Origin of the sequence: Aquipuribacter hungaricus (assembly GCF_037860755.1) — a bacterium.
Classification (GTDB): Bacteria; Actinomycetota; Actinomycetes; order Actinomycetales; family JBBAYJ01; genus Aquipuribacter; species Aquipuribacter hungaricus.
The window spans coordinates 1-11,236 of record NZ_JBBEOI010000117.1 but is presented as its reverse complement, the minus strand read 5'-3'; the positions used below and the strand labels follow the sequence as shown (position 1 = coordinate 11,236).

The 11,236-nt window shown below is 76.8% G+C and carries 12 protein-coding genes; all 12 read right to left on the bottom strand.

What is annotated here, in order from left to right:
- Window positions 1-137: 137 nt before the first annotated feature.
- Window positions 138-986, bottom strand: coding sequence for an endonuclease domain-containing protein (locus WCS02_RS12525; RefSeq protein ID WP_340293688.1), 849 nt, complete (start codon window positions 984-986; stop codon window positions 138-140).
- Window positions 987-1,486: 500 nt separating this feature from the next.
- Window positions 1,487-2,404 (bottom strand): RluA family pseudouridine synthase, encoded by a 918-nt coding sequence (locus WCS02_RS12520; RefSeq protein WP_340293685.1) that lies wholly within the window; start codon window positions 2,402-2,404, stop codon window positions 1,487-1,489.
- Window positions 2,401-2,931 carry a signal peptidase II gene (locus WCS02_RS12515; protein ID WP_340293690.1) on the bottom strand — a complete coding sequence of 177 codons (531 nt, stop codon included), beginning with the start codon at window positions 2,929-2,931 and terminating at the stop codon, window positions 2,401-2,403. The genes WCS02_RS12520 and WCS02_RS12515 overlap by 4 nt, the downstream gene beginning before the upstream one ends.
- A 71-nt stretch (window positions 2,932-3,002) precedes the next feature.
- Window positions 3,003-3,671, bottom strand: coding sequence for a DivIVA domain-containing protein (locus WCS02_RS12510; RefSeq protein WP_340293682.1), 669 nt, complete (start codon window positions 3,669-3,671; stop codon window positions 3,003-3,005).
- A gap of 99 nt (window positions 3,672-3,770) precedes the next feature.
- On the bottom strand, window positions 3,771-4,067 hold the full coding sequence (locus tag WCS02_RS12505) for a YggT family protein (RefSeq protein WP_340293680.1): 297 nt from the start codon (window positions 4,065-4,067) through the stop codon (window positions 3,771-3,773).
- Window positions 4,068-4,116: 49 nt separating this feature from the next.
- A complete protein-coding gene (locus WCS02_RS12500; protein WP_340293677.1) occupies window positions 4,117-4,578 on the bottom strand; it encodes a cell division protein SepF in 462 nt (153 codons plus the stop codon).
- Between the two features lie 71 nt (window positions 4,579-4,649).
- Window positions 4,650-5,396 carry a YggS family pyridoxal phosphate-dependent enzyme gene (locus WCS02_RS12495; RefSeq protein WP_340293674.1) on the bottom strand — a complete coding sequence of 249 codons (747 nt, stop codon included), beginning with the start codon at window positions 5,394-5,396 and terminating at the stop codon, window positions 4,650-4,652.
- The gene (locus WCS02_RS12490) at window positions 5,393-6,118 is read right to left on the bottom strand and encodes a purine nucleoside phosphorylase YfiH/LACC1 family protein (protein WP_340293672.1); all 726 of its coding nucleotides are present in this window, start codon (window positions 6,116-6,118) and stop codon (window positions 5,393-5,395) included. The genes WCS02_RS12495 and WCS02_RS12490 overlap by 4 nt, the downstream gene beginning before the upstream one ends.
- A 7-nt stretch (window positions 6,119-6,125) precedes the next feature.
- On the bottom strand, window positions 6,126-7,541 hold the full coding sequence (gene ftsZ, locus WCS02_RS12485) for a cell division protein FtsZ (protein WP_340293669.1): 1,416 nt from the start codon (window positions 7,539-7,541) through the stop codon (window positions 6,126-6,128).
- A gap of 242 nt (window positions 7,542-7,783) precedes the next feature.
- Window positions 7,784-8,512 (bottom strand): cell division protein FtsQ/DivIB, encoded by a 729-nt coding sequence (locus WCS02_RS12480; protein WP_340293666.1) that lies wholly within the window; start codon window positions 8,510-8,512, stop codon window positions 7,784-7,786.
- Complete coding sequence (murC, locus tag WCS02_RS12475; protein ID WP_340293663.1) at window positions 8,509-10,047, bottom strand: UDP-N-acetylmuramate--L-alanine ligase; 1,539 nt, start codon at window positions 10,045-10,047, stop codon at window positions 8,509-8,511. The genes WCS02_RS12480 and murC overlap by 4 nt, the downstream gene beginning before the upstream one ends.
- Entirely contained in the window at window positions 10,044-11,168 is a 1,125-nt protein-coding gene (murG, locus tag WCS02_RS12470; RefSeq protein ID WP_340293661.1) for an undecaprenyldiphospho-muramoylpentapeptide beta-N-acetylglucosaminyltransferase, read from the bottom strand. Before murG ends, murC begins: the two co-directional genes overlap by 4 nt.
- Window positions 11,169-11,236 lie beyond the last annotated feature (68 nt).

Sequence of the window (11,236 nt, the reverse complement as noted above, 5' to 3'; positions counted from 1 at the left end):
GGCCGGCCGCGGGCCGGCCCGGGGCGGGGTCCGGCGCGCCCGCGCCGCCCCCGGCCGGCCCGGTCCCCTCCCCCGAGATTGCGGTAGTGCGCGGTCCCGGGGTGGCTGAACCGTGCATCACCACCATGTCGGCGAGGTCAGACCAGCCGCGAGGCGACCCGCCGCACCACGCTCGCGGGGGACGACAGGACGTCGACCGCGGTGACGACCAGGACCGTCCACCCGAGGCGCTCGAGCTCCTCGCGGCGCCGCAGGTCCTTCACCCACGTGGCGCGGTCGCGGTGGTGGTCCCCGTCGTACTCGAGCACCAGCCGGTGCCGGGGCCAGGCGAGGTCGACCCGGGCGACGAACCGCGAGCGCTCGTCCCTGACGACGAGCTGCGGCACCGGGCGCGGCAGGCCCGCCTCGGCGAGCACGACGCGGACCCAGGACTCCATGGCCGACTCCGCGCGCGGGTCGACCAGCTCGACCGCCCGGCGCGCCGTCCGGACACCGCGTCGCCCCCGGCCGGCCGTCAGGGCCGCCGTGAGCGCCGGGACGGTCGCGGGCCACCGCTGCGCCATGCCGTCGGCCACGACCACCAGCTCGTGGAGTCCGGCGCCGTCGCGGGCCAGGTCGCACCAGGTCCGTACCGGCGCCGTGAGCCGGACCCCGCCCAGCACCACCGACGTCAGCGGCGCCGGGGACTGGTGGGAGCGGACGCCCGAGCGCCTCAGCGGCGCCGTGCCCGTGGGCACTACCGCGTGCAACGGCTCGTCCCGACGGGTCGGCGGGTGCGGGAGGCCGAGCAGACCCGCCGCGGTCCACCGGCTCATCACGGCGTCCGGACGGACGTGCTGCAGGGCCCGGCAGCGCAGCCGGAGGTCGTCCGCCTGCTCGACCGGCAGGTATGCGCTGGCGGTGACTCGGACGAAGGACCGCCCCTCCAGGCGCGCCCGGCCGATGCCGTGCTGCGCGGCGACAGAGGCGTCCCACACGACCGGCACCGGGGGACGGTCCCGCGGACACCGTGCCGCCCGCGGCGACCGTGGCCCCAGGTGTGGACGAACCGTCCCCGCGCCGACCTGTGGACGCCCCGGCCGGTCGGACACTGCGCCTTGCCGATCGTCGGCCGCCGCCGCGGGCCGCCACCTTGCACGGATGGGTGGTGCCCCGCGCCTAAGACCGCGCATCGCTGCAAGGTCGAGGCTGCCTGCGTCCGAAGACGACGCGGCACCCCGCCCCGGTCCCGGCGGTCCCGGCGGTCCCGGCGGTCCCGGCGGTCCCGGCGGTCCCGGCGCACGCCCCGGCCTGGTCCGGTACTGCGACCGCGCCGGGCCGGACGCCGGGCCGCCACCTTGCGCCGATGCGTGGTGCTCCGCGCCTGAGACCGCGCATCACCGCAAGGTCGAGGCCGCCGGAGCAACCCCGGACGACGCGACCGCCACCCGCCGGCGGTCCGGGAGGCCCTGGCGGCCCCGGCGGGCCGGCGCCGACGCACCACCCCCTACGGGCGGATGGCGTCCAGGGCGTGGGAGAGGTCGTCGGGGTAGGGCGACTCGAGGCGGACGCGCTCGCCGGTGCCGGGGTGGTCGAAGGCGAGGCGGTGGGCGTGGAGCCACTGGCGGGCGAGCCCGAGGCGCAGGGCCAGGGCGGGGTCGGCGCCGTAGGTGAGGTCCCCCACGCAGGGGTGGCGCAGCGCGGACATGTGGACCCGGATCTGGTGGGTCCGCCCCGTCTCGAGGTGGATCTCCAGCAGGGACGCCGCCGGGAAGGCCTCGAGGGTGTCGTAGTGGGTGACCGACGGCTTCCCGTCCTCGACCACGGCCCACTTGTAGGAGTGGGTGCGGTGCCGGCCGACGGGCGCGTCGACGGTGCCGGAGCTCGGGTCGGGGTGGCCCTGGACCAGCGCGTGGTACGTCTTGTCGACCGTGCGCTCGCGGAACTGGTCCTTGAGCGAGGTGTAGGCGCGCTCGGACTTGGCGACCGCCATGAGGCCGGAGGTGCCGACGTCGAGCCGGTGGACGATGCCCTGGCGCTCGGCGGCGCCGGAGGTGCTGATCCGGTAGCCGGCCGCGGTGAGGCCGCCGACGACGGTCGGGCCGGTCCAGCCGGGGCTGGGGTGCGCGGCGACGCCGACCGGCTTGTCGACGACCACCACGTCGTCGTCGTCGAGGACGACGGTCATCCCGGGGACGGGCTGGGCGACCGCGGGCTCGTCGGGCTCCTCGGGGATCTCGACCTCGAGCCACGCGCCGGCGAGCAGGCGGTCGGACTTACCGACCGGGCGGCCGTCGAGCTGGACGTGGCCGGCCGCGGCTAGCTCGGCGGCCCGGGTGCGGGACACCCCGAGCAACCGGGACACGGCGGCGTCGGCGCGCTCGCCGTCGAGCCCGTCGGGGACGGGCAGGGACCGGACGCTCATGAGTCCCTCGGGGGGTCGGTGGGGCGGGGAGCACGGGCGTCGGCAGCCGCGCCGGAGCCGCTGCCGGTGCCCGCGTCGGCACGGGCGGGCGCGCGGCCGCCGCCGAGCTCCTGGCCGACGAGCGACAGCAGGACGATGGACACCGCGCCCGCGACGACGGCCATGTCGGCGACGTTGAAGATGGGGAACGAGAACGGGATCTCGATGAAGTCGACGACCTCGCCCCGGAACGGTCCGGGCGGGCGGAGCAGCCGGTCGGTGAGGTTGCCGAGCGCACCGCCGAGCAGCGCGCCGAGCGCGAGGGACCAGCGCAGGCTGCCGGAGCGGGTGAGCGCGACGAGGATCGCGACCACGGCCAGGCAGGCGAACACCGACAGCACCGGCGTGATGCCGGTGCCGAGGCTGAACGCCGCGCCGGAGTTGTAGAACAGGCGGAAGCCGAGCACGTCGCCGAGGACGTCGACCCGGACGCCCCGCTCGAGCCCGCGCTCCGCGAGCCGCTTGGTGACCTGGTCAGCCGCGAGCAGGGCCGCGGCGAGCGCGACCCCGAGGACCAGCAGACGTGCGCGCGGCCTCGGGGACGTGCGGGGGGCGGTGGTCAGCTCTGGCCGCCGAAGGGGAACCCGCCGGTGGCGGCACCGTCGTCACCCGCGGCGCGCGAGCCCGTGGCGCCGGGCGTGCGGCCGGGGACGACCTGGCCCTTGTTGTCCAGATCGCGGAGCTGGTTCTCCAGGTAGCTCTTGAGCCGGCTGCGGTAGTCGCGCTCGAAGCCGCGGAGCTCGTCGATCTTGCGCTCGAGGAGGGCGCGCTCCTGCTCGAGGCTGCCGAGCGTCTGCGCCTGCTTCTCCTCGGCCTCGCGGACCATGCGCGTGGCGTTGGTCTGCGCCTCGGTGATGAGGCGGTCGCGCTCCTGCTCGCCGTTGCGGACGTGCTCGTCGTGCAGGCGCTGCGCGAGGGCGAGCATGCCGGACACGTCGCCGGTGCTGTCCGAGGACGGCGCGGGGGCGGCCGGTGCCGCGGGGGCGGCGGGCGCCTCGACGGGGGCCGCCACGGCCACGGGGGCGGGGGTGGCCTCGGTGCGGGGCTCCCCGGTCCGGCTCTCGGCCGCGGCGAGCTGGCGGCGGAGGTCCTCGTTCTCCTCGTTGAGGCGGCGGAGCTCGGCGACCACCTCGTCGAGGAAGTCGTCGACCTCGTCCTGGTCGTAGCCCTCACGGAACTTCGTGGGGTTGAACCGCTTCTGGACCACGTCGTCTGCGGTCAACGGCATGTCGTCACCTCGTCGAGATCGTCGGGTAGGGGCAGGGGGGCCGAAACCTCGGTCACGGTAGCGGACCGGAGCCGCCCGGCCACCCGGGCGACCAGGCGCTCAGACGCTGCGGGACAGGCCGGTGAGCAGGTTGTACAGGATGATGGTGACGAAGAAGAGGATCATGAAACCGAGGTCCAGCCGGATCGACCCGATGGTGAGCGGCGGGATGACCCGGCGCAGCGCGTTGAGGGGCGGGTCGGTGGCGGAGTAGACGACCTCGAGCGCCACGACCAGCGGCCCGCTCGGGCGCCAGTCCCGGGCGAAGACGCCGATCCACCCGATGACGAGCCGCGCGAACAGCAGGACCAGGTACAGGAAGACGACGAACGCAAGGATCCCGAAGACGACGCCCACGTGAGCAGCCTAGGTGCCGCGGGGAGCGCGGCCGACCGGGGCCCTGCGCTCAGGACTGGTTGAAGAGCCCGGCACCCGTGGTGATCTCGTGCTTCTCGTTGGTGACCTCGACCGCGGAGGGCGAGAGCAGGAACACCTTGGCGGTGACCCGCTCGACCGCGCCGTGCAGGCCGAAGACCAGGCCGGCCGCGAAGTCGACGAGGCGCTTGGCCTCGACGTCGGTCATCTCGGAGAGGTTCATGATCACGGGCACGCCCTCGCGGAAGTGCTCGCCGATGATCTTGGCGTCGTTGTACGTCCGGGGGTGGACGGCGGTGATGCGCTGCAGGTCGCCGGCGGCACGGACGGCGCTGGGCAGGTGCGTCACGGTGGCTCCAGTCCGGGGCTCGTCCTCGCGCACCCGGACGGGGCGGCGGTCCTGCTCCTGCTCGCGCTCCTCGGCCTCGTACTCGTCGTACTGCTCGTCCTCGGCCAGGCCGAGGTACACCAAGGTCTTGCGTAGTGCGCCCATGACGCCCTCCTCCTGACTGGCCTGCACCCGTCCGGACGACGGCTACCGGGGCTGTTCTGGCGTGGCCGACGCTAGTGCGTCGGGGGTCGCGGGCCCAGGACCGCCGCCCCGACACGCAGGTGTGTCGCCCCGTGCGCGAGGGCCTGCTCGAGGTCCCCGCTCATGCCCGCGCTGAGGGCGTCCGCACCGGGGTAGGACGCCGCGACACCGGCCGCCAGCGAGGCCAGCCGGGCGAAGGAGGAGGCCGGGTCCGCCCCCAGCGGGGCCACCGCCATGAGGCCCAGCAGGCGCACGCCGTCGGTCCCCGCGAGCAGGTCGCACAGGGCCGGCAGGTCGTCGACCGGGGCCCCGCCGCGCGCCGGGTCGCCGTCCAGGCTCACCTGCGCGAAGCAGCCGAGCGTGCGGCCGGCGTCGGCCGCGCCCCGCGCGAGCGGCACCACCAGGCGCGGGTCGTCGACGGAGTGCACGACGTCGGCGAGCCGGCCGACCGAGCGCGCCTTGTTGCGCTGCAGCCGGCCGACGACGTGCCAGCGCAGCAGCGGCTCGCCCGTCCCGCCGACCGGGTCCAGGCGCTCGCGCTTGTCGCGCAGCTCCTGCTCGCGCGCCTCGCCCACGTCGCGCACGCCGAGCGCGGCCAGGGCGGCGACGTCGTCGGCGGGGTAGGTCTTGGTGACGACGACGAGCGTGACCTCCGTCGTCCGGCGCCCGGCGGCGGCGCACGCGTCGGCCACCCGGGCGCGGACCCGGCCGAGACCCTGGACGAGCTCGGCGCGACGGTCCGCTCCCCCGCCGCTCGCACCTTCCTCGGGCCCGCTCACGGCAGGACGACGACGACCCCGGCGTGGCGGCCGGTCGGCGCGTCGCGTCGGTGGCTGAAGGACAGCGGGTCCTCCATGGTGCAGCCGCCCCAGGAGTCGTCGATCTCGACCTGCACCCCGGCGGCGGACGCGGCGGCCGCCAGCTGGACGCGGACCCCGGCGGGGATGTCGACGGACGGGGTGCCGTCCCTCGTGGTGCCGGCGGCGGCGGGGACGAGCGCGGCGACCTCGTCGCGCATCTGCTCGGGCACCTCGTAGCAGCTGCCGCAGACGGTGGGCCCGAGCCGGGCGAGCAGGCTGGTGGCACCCAGGCGGGCGAGCGCGTCGACGGCGACGCCGACGATGCCGCCCTGCAGGCCGGCCCGGCCGACGTGCACGGCGGCGGCCAGACCGCGCTCCCCGTCCCCCAGCAGCAGCGGCATGCAGTCCGCGGCCCGCACCCCGGCGGCGGCGCCGGGCACGGTGACGACCAGGCCGTCGGCCTGCGGCACGTCGCCGGCCCACGGCCCGTCGACGACGAGCACGTCGGCACCGTGGACCTGGGTGGGCAGGAGGAGACGGTCGGGCTCGACGCCCAGCTCGCGGGCGAGCGCGGCGCGGGCGGCGGGCCCGTCCGGTGCGCCGTCGCCGAGGTCGATCCCCCCGGTGACGGCGTAGCGGACCCGCCCCGTCGTCTCGTCGTGGCGCAGGACGCCGCCGGACGGGGCGGGCTGGTCGGTCATGGTCGGCTCAGGTCCCCGGCTTGACGAAGTCCGGCACGTCCAGGTCGTCGTCGTCGAGGAACCCCGGACGGCGGCGGCCGTCGGCGGGGAGCTCGACGACGCGCGGGGCGTGCTGCTCCTGCACGGGCGCCTCGCGGCGCTGCTCGGCCGGGGCGTCGTAGCGCTGCTCCGGACGCTGCTCGTAGCGGGGCTGGTCGTAGCGGCGGTCGTATCCCTGCTCCGTCCGCGGGTCCGGCCGCTGGTCCGGGCGCTGGTCGTAGCGGGGCTGCTCCTCGCGCGGGTCCTGCCGGGGGGCGGGGCGCTGCTCCTGGCGGGGGTCCTGCCGCTGGTCCTGGCGCACGTCGTAGCGCGCCTCCTGGCGGACCGGCTCCGGGCGAGAGGTCTGCACCTCGGCGATCTGCGCGGGCAGGACCGGCCGTGCCGCCTGGGCCGAGGCCTTGGCGACGGCCTGCCGGCCCCCGGTGACCTCGGGGGTGTCGTCGTCGTCGAAGCCGGCCGCGATGACCGTGACGCGGACCTCGTCGCCGAGGGCGTCGTCGATGACCGCGCCGAAGATGATGTTGGCCTCGGGGTGCGCGGCCTCCTGCACCAACCGGGCGGCCTCGTTGATCTCGAACAGGCCGAGGTCGGAGCCGCCCTGGATGGACAGCAGCACGCCCTGGGCGCCGTCGACGCTGGCCTCGAGCAGCGGGGAGCTGATCGCCATCTCCGCGGCCATGACGGCGCGGTCCTCGCCGCGGGCGGAGCCGATGCCCATGAGGGCCGTGCCGGCACCCTGCATGACGCTCTTGACGTCGGCGAAGTCGAGGTTGATGAGGCCGGGGGTGGTGATGAGGTCCGTGATGCCCTGGACGCCGGACAGCAGCACCTGGTCCGCGCTGCGGAAGGCGTCCAGCACGCTGATGCCGCGGTCGCTGATGGACAGCAGGCGGTCGTTGGGGATGGTGATGAGGGTGTCGACCTCGGCCTGCAGCGCGGCGATGCCGTTGTCGGCGCTCAGCGCGCGGCGGCGGCCCTCGAAGGTGAAGGGGCGGGTGACGACACCGATGGTGAGGGCGCCGAGGGAGCGGGCGATCTTCGCGATGACGGGGGCGCCGCCGGTGCCGGTGCCGCCGCCCTCGCCCGCGGTGACGAAGACCATGTCGGCCCCGCGGAGGACCTCCTCGATCTCCTCGGCGTGGTCCTCGGCGGCGCGCCGGCCGACCTCGGGGTCGGCGCCGGCGCCGAGCCCGCGGGTGAGGTCACGGCCGACGTCGAGCTTGACGTCGGCGTCCGACATGAGCAGCGCCTGGGCGTCGGTGTTCACCGCGATGAACTCGACGCCGCGCAGGCCCACCTCGATCATGCGGTTCACCGCGTTCACGCCGCCGCCGCCGACTCCGACGACCTTGATGACGGCGAGGTAGTTCTGCGGAGCGGCCATGGGCGTACCTCTCGGTTCGTCGCGGTGCCCCCGTGCGGGACGCCGCCTGGTCGAGCCTTAACCCTCCGGTAGAGGGTTAATGTTATGTCAGCCCGACATGCAGGGAAGGTAGGCAGCGCAGCCGCTCCGACCAACGACATACGGGGGTGTGTCGCGCGCGTGTCGTGCGGGCCGGGCGTGTCGCGGACGTCCGTCCCCCCACGGCGTGGGGGGCGCGGACGCATCCGCGAGGGCAGGTCGGCTCAGGGCGTGACGGCGGGCGCCGACGGCGCGGACACGTCGTACACCGAGCCGGGCACGGAGGCGAGCAGGCCGGTGAGCACCTCGACCTTGCGCTCGGCGTCGGCGCCGGTCCCCCACCGGACCTGCTTGCCGTCGACGACGGAGCGGACGTCGGCGGGCGAGGCGGCGGACACCTCGCCGGTGCGCTGCTGCAGCTCCACCGGCATGGCGGCGAGCACGGCGCGTGCGGCGGCGAGGGTGTCCGTGCCCGCGGCCTCCACGTCGACGCGCAGCAGCGGCACGCCGGGCGGCGGGTCGGGCTGGCTGGCCAGGACGACGCCGTGCTCGTCGACGACGTCGACGTCCCCGCCCCTGCCCGGGACGGCCGCGACGGCGACGCGCTCGGTGACGACGACCTCCAGGGTCCGCGGCCAGCGCCGCTCGACGCGCACGTCGAGGACCAGCGGCATGGCGGCCACCTGCTCGTGCACCGAGCCGACGTCCACCATCGGCAGCGGGGTGCCGGCGGACGCCGCGGCGGCGATGGCGTCGACCGCGGCCGCGTCCACCCGGGTCGTGCCGGTGACGACGACGCGGCGGGTGTCGAGGTGGCCGGCGTCGTAGGCCCACCAGCCCGCGCCTCCGAGCACCGCGAGGACGACGAGCAGCACGGCGGTGCCGACGAGCCGCGAGCGCAGGGACGCCTCGCGCACGTCGGACACCCGGTCCTCGAGCCAGGTCACGCTCATGCCGGTCCCTCCTGCGCGCGGAGCCGCTCGAGCAGCCGCGGACCGAGCTCGGTGACGTCACCGGCCCCCACGGTCAGGACGAGGTCCCCGGGCCGGGCGGCGGCCGCGAGCACGGCGAGCGCCTCCTCGCGGTCGGGGACGAAGCGGGCGCCGGGCACGAGGTCGGCGACGAGGGCGCCGTCGACGCCGGGCTCGGGGTCCTCCCGCGCGCCGTAGACGTCGAGGACGACCACCGAGCCGGCCTCCTGCAGGGCGGTGCCGAAGCCCTCCGCGAAGATCCGGGTCCGCGAGTACAGGTGCGGCTGGAACAGCACGTGCACCCGGCCGCGACCGGCCACGGTCCGCGCCGCGGCGAGGGTGGCCGCCACCTCGGTCGGGTGGTGGGCGTAGTCGTCGACGACCCGGACCCCCGCGGCCTCGCCGACGGTCTCGAACCGGCGGCGCGCCCCGGTGAAGCTGCCCAGCCCCGCGGCCACCCGGGCGGGGTCGAGGCGGAGACCGAGGACGGCGGCGGTGAGGGCGAGCGCGGCGTCGGCGACGTTGTGGCGGCCGGGGACGCGCAGCAGGAGCAGGTGCTCCCCCGCCCCGGTGGACCCGGTGCCGCCCGCCGCCGCGGGGACCGCCGGAAGGACCACCCGGGCGGCGGCGAGCACGTCGTCGCCGGCCTCCGGCAGCGTCGCGGGGTCGAGCAGGACGACGCGGACGTCGGCGTCGGCCGCCTCGCCGACGGTGACGACCTGGGGGGCGGTGCCGCCGGCGGGCAGACCCCGGACCAGCGCCCGGGCGCCGCGGTCGTCGGCGCCGACGACGAGCAGCCCGCCGGGCCGGACGCGTCCGGCGAACCGGGCGAACGCGGCGTGGACGGCCTCGACGTCGCCGTAGTGGTCGAGGTGGTCGGCCTCGACGTTGGTGACCACCGCGACGTCGGGGGCGTAGGCGAGGAACGAGCCGTCGGACTCGTCGGCCTCGGCGACGAACACCCGGTCCGTGCCGCGGCGGGCGTTGACCCGGTCGACGACGAGGTCGCCGCCGATGGCGTAGGAGGGGTCGAGGCCGGCGGCGCGCGCGGCGACCGCGGTCATCGACGTCGTCGTGGTCTTGCCGTGGGTGCCGGCCACCGCGACGACCCGGTCGTCGGCCATGAGCCCGGCCAGGGCGACCGAGCGGTGGACGACGGGCACGCCGGCGGCGCGGGCGGCGGCGACCTCGGTGTTGTCGGGGCGGACGGCGGTGGAGACCACGACGAGCCGGGCGCCCGCGACGTGGGCGGCGTCGTGGCCGACGTGCACGGTGGCCCCCCGCTCCGCCAGCGCCTCGAGGGTGCCGGAGGCGCGGGAGTCCGACCCGGTGACGGGCACCCCGTCGTCCAGCAGCAGCCGGACGACGGCGCTCATGCCCGCCCCGCCGGCCGCGACCACGTGGACGGGACCGGTGCGCAGCAGCGCGCGCAGCTCCTCGGCGGTCGGCTGCGCCGGGATCGCGGGACCGGCGGCGGCAGGGCCGGCGGGCGGGGTGCTGGGCTGGGGGTCGGTCACGGTGTCCCTCCGGTGGCGGCCCGGACGACCATGCCGGCCAGCCGGTCGGCGGCGTCGAGCACGCCGTGGGCGCGGGCGGCGCCGGCCATGGCGGCGAGGCGGTCGGGGTCGGCGAGCAGCGGCAGCAGCGTGGTGCGCACCCAGGCGGGCGTGAGGTCGGCGTCGGCGACGAGCAGGCCCCCGCCGGCGGCGACGAGCGGCTCGGCGTTGCGCCGCTGCTCGCCGTTGCCGACGGGCAGGGGCACGTAGGCGGCGGGCAGGCCGAGCGCGGACAGCTCGCACACCGTCCCGGCGCCGGCGCGGCACACCACGGCGTCGCAGGCGGCGTAGGCCAGGTCCATCCGGTCGAGGTAGGGCTCGACGACGTACGGCACGACCGTCCCAGCGCCAGGACCAGCACCGAGGTCCGGCACCGTCACGGTCTTGCCGCGCCCGGAGACGTGGAGCACCTGCACGCCGGCCGCGGCCAGGTCCGCCCGGACGGCGGGCAGGACGTCGTTGAGCCGCTGCGCGCCGAGCGAGCCGCCGGTGACGAGCAGGGTGACCAGGTCCGGCCGGAGCCCGAGCGCAGCCCGCGCCTCGCCGCGCAGCGCGTCCCGGTCCAGGCCGGCGACCGCGGCGCGCAGCGGCAGCCCCACCCGCTGCGCACCCCGCAGCGGGGTGCCCTCGAACGTCGTGGCCACCCACGGCGTGAGCCTGGCCCCCACCCGGTTGGCGAGGCCGGGCAGCGCGTTCTGCTCGTGGACGACGACGGGCACGCGGGCCTGCCGGGCGGCAAGGTAGGCGGGCGTGGCGACGTAGCCGCCGAAGCCGACGACGACGTCCGCGGACACCTCGGTGAGCACCCGGCGGGCGGCGGCGACGGCACCGGCGAGCCGGCCGGGGACCCGGAGCAGGTCGACCGTGGGGCGGCGGGGCAGCGGAACCCGCGGCAGCACGCGCAGGTCGAGCCCGGCGGCCGGGACCAGCCGGGCCTCGAGGCCCTCGGCGGTGCCCAGCACCGTGACCCGGGTGGCGGGGTCGAGGCGGAGCAGCGCCTCGGCGGTCGCGAGCAGGGGCGAGACGTGCCCCGCCGTGCCGCCGCCCGCGAGGACCACCGACAGGGGCCCGGGCGCCGTCACCGGCGGGGGCGCGCCGAGGTGCCCAGCGCCTCCCGGGCGCCCGGCTCGGCGCGGGCGAAGGACATGAC

Coding starts and splice junctions, on each gene's coding strand:
- WCS02_RS12500 (WP_340293677.1), bottom strand. CDS start 4,578: ATGGGCGCACTACGCAAGACCTTGGTGTACCTCGGCCTGGCCGAGGAC.
- WCS02_RS12510 (WP_340293682.1), bottom strand. CDS start 3,671: ATGCCGTTGACCGCAGACGACGTGGTCCAGAAGCGGTTCAACCCCACG.
- WCS02_RS12520 (WP_340293685.1), bottom strand. CDS start 2,404: ATGAGCGTCCGGTCCCTGCCCGTCCCCGACGGGCTCGACGGCGAGCGC.
- WCS02_RS12480 (WP_340293666.1), bottom strand. CDS start 8,512: ATGAGCGTGACCTGGCTCGAGGACCGGGTGTCCGACGTGCGCGAGGCG.
- WCS02_RS12490 (WP_340293672.1), bottom strand. CDS start 6,118: ATGACCGACCAGCCCGCCCCGTCCGGCGGCGTCCTGCGCCACGACGAG.
- ftsZ (WP_340293669.1), bottom strand. CDS start 7,541: ATGGCCGCTCCGCAGAACTACCTCGCCGTCATCAAGGTCGTCGGAGTC.